Raw genomic sequence first — 3,908 nt, forward strand, 5'->3', positions numbered from 1 at the left:
ATGGGATTTTATAGTGCTAATACTCCAGAACAAAAAAGAGTTAAAAAATTGACAGGAGACGTTAACCTCAGCGATATGTTCAAAAACGAATGTGAAACAAGGGGAATTCCAATTTACAATGCCTATAACATTCAAAAAAGGTTATTGCATGAGGTAGAACAGGAACAGCTTCACGGTGTTAAAGAAGTTGATGACAGATTGATGGAACTGCTTGATGAAAGAGGAAAAAATAAGGTTCAACACAGATATGTCGATTTCATATCTAATGAGGACAGCGCTTCAAGAGGAGTCATTCCTCCAAGAGGAGATGAAAAAACATCACTTCCTCCGAAAGACGAAATCAGAATTCCACCAAGAGCAAGGGACGGCAAACAGTTCCCTACTGATGATGAACTGCCTGACAATGAAATGCTGAAGAAGATAATGCTTCAAAACAAGAAGATTATTAATCAGAATAAAATTATTATTGAAATGTTGAAAAAATTAGGTGAAAAAGATGATTGATGGAATAAAAACTTATGGATCAACCGAATTAATAGAAAAATTACAGGAATGCGATGATCCAGTATTTTTAGTTACAATTGGAACAACAGATACTTCAAAAATACCAGGAATTTCAGGAGCCGGCGCAACACCTGAATTGACCGTGTTCACACCGGCTGCAGATGCTGAATTTTTGGTTTTAGGAGAAGTTCGCTGTACTGATGCGGCGGCTGAAACCGTCGTTGGAGATGCGGCAGCACCAACCCCCGCAAGGCTTACAAAAGCAGCGCTACAACTTGCAAATATCCCATTTGTTATTATCGATGCAGGATCTAAAATTAAGCCTGATGTAGAATACGTCAGTTTTGGAAAAGAATACGGAAGAGATATCCGAACTGGGAAAGGCATTTTAAACCCATTGGAAATTTTTGAAAATGGAAAGGAATTGGGTGCCGAATTATCAAGAAGGCATGAAATGCTTATCATTGGAGAAAGCATACCTGCAGGAACAACAACCGCTTATGGAGTCTTAAAGGCATTAGGCTATGAAGCCAATGAAAAGGTTAGCGGAAGCATGCCACATAATCCTCATGACTTGAAAGAAAAGACAGTTGATGAAGGTTTGAAAAATGCCGGAATCACACCGGGTGAAGCCGACGCTATTCAAGCTATCGGCGCAGTAGGAGATCCGACAATTCCTGCAATAGCCGGGCTTGTTTTAGGATCAGATATTCCAATCATTCTAGCGGGCGGAACTCAAATGGCAGCAACATGTGCAGTAATCAAATCAATCCAGCCTACATTTGACTTTTCAAGAATCAATTTGGCCACTACAGTATTCGTTGCGGCTGATGAAACAGCAGATCTGTTTGGCATACTTGACCAAATTGACGACAATATTACAGTACATGTGGTGGATCCAAGATTTGAAGATTCAGAACATGAAGGATTGAAAAATTACCTAACAGGATTTGTTAAGGAGGGTGTTGGAGCCGGAGGAGCTATGTTTACAGCACTCGTTTTAGGAAGTTCTGTAGAAAAATTAAGAAAAAAAATAGAAAAAGTATGTAAATAGAGATTTAACTCTCTATTTTTTTAAATTTTAAAATATGTGAGCTATTGAGCCCATAAACACTATTAAACCCATCAACCAACAATAATAAGCAAAGATATCCAAACTCTTATTTTGAATTAATTCCAGCATCCATCTGATTGCTAAATAACCTGCAACAATTGATGCGACAAAACCCAAAAACACCGGCAAGAAATTAACATCCAATGCAGAACCGATATCCTTAAGCTGCAAGATAAAAGCACCGAATATTGCTGGGATGGATAATATAAAACTGAATTTTGCAGCGAACTCTTTATCAAGGCCAATGGTTAAACCTGCAGCAATTGTAGTACCTGAACGTGAAAGACCCGGCAATATTGCGCATGCCTGACCTAATCCCATCCATAATGCTTCCTTTTTAGAAATATTATGCAGATTAACATTACCGCTTGCCATTCTTTGAGACAAGTAAAGTATAGTACCTGTTACAAACAGGAAAAATGCTGGAACATAAAGTGCACCTGCAAATAAAGAATCTACAGCATCTTCAAATAACAATCCGACAATAGCAACAGGAATGGTAGCTAAAATCACATACCAGGCAAGTCTTTTATATGGATCTTCATCAAAACCTTGTTTAAACCTTCCCTGCAAGATATCGCCAATGCTTAACCACCAAGACTTGAGCATTTTTATAATATCCCAACGGAAGAACCATAAAACAGCAATCAAGGTTCCCAAATGAAGAAAAGTGTCAAAAGCAAGAGAGCTTTCAACTCCCAATAGCTTTTGAATAAAAACCAAATGTGCTGAACTACTAACTGGCAAGAATTCAGTCAAACCCTGGACAATGCCAATTATAATTCCTTGAATTATATCCATAGCCTACACCGCTTAGATGTATGATAACCAATCGTATTTGTCTTCCACTTTAGCTTCTACAATGTCGAAGAAAGCGGTTTGTAATTGTTCAGAAATTGGACCCCTTTTACCGATACCAATAGTTCTGTGGTCAATTGAACGAATTGGAGTAACCTCTGCTGCAGTTCCTGTAAAGAATACTTCATCAGCAGCGTATAATCTTTCTCTTGAAATAATTTCTTCAACCACTTCGTAACCTAAGTCACGTGCAACGGTCATTATTGAATCTCTGGTGATTCCTTTAAGATTGGATGAAGACATTGCAGGAGTGAATAATTTTTCGCCTTCAACGATGAAAATGTTTTCTCCACTACCTTCAGAAACATGTCCCTCATAGTCAAGCATGATAGCTTCGTCATATCCGTTATCAATAGCTTCAAGTTTTGCTAACTGGGAGTTCATGTAATTAGCAGCACATTTAGCTAATGCAGGGAAAGTGTCAGGTGCTGGTTTTCTCCATGATGATATGCCTATGTCCACACCATTTGCCATTCCTTCTTCACCTAGGTATGATCCCCATTCCCAAGCAGCAATAGCTACATTAACAGGACATCCTAAAGGATTAACTCCTAATTCCCCATATCCTCTAAATGCAATAGGGCGTATGTAACATCCCCCTAAATCATTTACACGAAGGGTTTCTAGGATAGCTTCTTCAATTTCCTCTTGAGTAAATGGAATATCAATCTTATAAATTTTTGCAGAATCAAATAAACGTTGTACGTGCTCTTTTAAACGAAATACTGCTACACCATTTTCGTTTTCATATGCACGAATACCTTCGAAAACACCGGTACCATAATGGACAACGTGAGAAAGTACTGAAATATTTGCGTCTTTCCATTCAACAAATTCTCCGTCCATCCAAACTTTAGTTTCTTTATCGTCCCATGCCATTTTATCACATCATATTTTTGTGATAGAATATATGTTTTTTATATATATTAAACTTACTTTGTATAATTTTGATTAATAATGCAAAGATATATATAAGAGTAAATTCATAATATTGTTTGTTGGTTCCGTGGTCTAGTGGTATGATACCTCCCTTACAAGGAGGGGATCACGAGTTCGAATCTCGTCGGAACCACTTCTGTTTTTTTAAAAATTATCTTTTTTTAGTTTACTTTTTCGATGTTTTATTATACTGTTATTACTTTTTCATAAGTAATACTAATTTAAAATTTATAGAAAAATTATCATAAAATGAACAGTTATACAAAATTTTAATATTAAAGTATTGTAATGAAAATCATTCAGTAAAATAAGCAATATATCAAATAAAAATATCAAATAATAAAACTTAAATATGTTTTTAGTAATAACTATAAATATCGATTAAGGAGACTAAATTATGGTAGTAAAAATTGCTATTATTAAAAGTGGTAATATTGGTACTTCACCAGTAATTGACCTATTGTTAGACGAAAGAGCAGACAGACCAAATATC

At 36.2% G+C, this 3,908-nt stretch carries 5 protein-coding genes and 1 tRNA gene; 4 read left to right on the plus strand and 2 right to left on the minus strand.

Going from position 1 to position 3,908, the window contains the following annotated elements; all coding sequences use genetic code 11:
• Together ACJROP_RS09520 and cobT are read left to right on the plus strand one after the other, a co-directional pair.
• The coding region (locus ACJROP_RS09520) for a hypothetical protein (RefSeq protein ID WP_406535234.1) at positions 1-504 on the plus strand (504 nt) is incomplete at its 5' end.
• Positions 497-1,558, plus strand: a complete 1,062-nt coding sequence (cobT, locus tag ACJROP_RS09525; RefSeq protein ID WP_406535235.1) for a nicotinate mononucleotide-dependent phosphoribosyltransferase CobT — start codon at positions 497-499, stop codon at positions 1,556-1,558. The genes ACJROP_RS09520 and cobT, both read left to right, overlap by 8 nt.
• 27 nt (positions 1,559-1,585) lie before the next feature.
• On the opposite strand, the gene ACJROP_RS09530 is transcribed toward cobT, so the two are convergent.
• Positions 1,586-2,419 (minus strand): undecaprenyl-diphosphate phosphatase, encoded by an 834-nt coding sequence (locus ACJROP_RS09530; protein WP_406535236.1) that lies wholly within the window; start codon positions 2,417-2,419, stop codon positions 1,586-1,588.
• A 12-nt stretch (positions 2,420-2,431) separates the two neighbouring features.
• Entirely contained in the window at positions 2,432-3,355 is a 924-nt protein-coding gene (locus ACJROP_RS09535; RefSeq protein ID WP_406535237.1) for a branched-chain amino acid transaminase, read from the minus strand.
• A gap of 121 nt (positions 3,356-3,476) precedes the next feature.
• Between ACJROP_RS09535 and ACJROP_RS09540 the strand changes: the two genes are divergently transcribed.
• Together ACJROP_RS09540 and ACJROP_RS09545 are read left to right on the plus strand one after the other, a co-directional pair.
• A tRNA-Val gene (locus ACJROP_RS09540) sits at positions 3,477-3,548 on the plus strand.
• A gap of 264 nt (positions 3,549-3,812) precedes the next feature.
• A partial coding sequence (locus tag ACJROP_RS09545) for a F420-dependent methylenetetrahydromethanopterin dehydrogenase (protein WP_405270337.1) occupies positions 3,813-3,908 on the plus strand: 96 nt, incomplete at its 3' end.

It is taken from the genome of Methanobrevibacter sp., from assembly GCF_045220775.1.
In the GTDB taxonomy this organism is placed as follows: domain Archaea; phylum Methanobacteriota; class Methanobacteria; order Methanobacteriales; family Methanobacteriaceae; genus Methanocatella.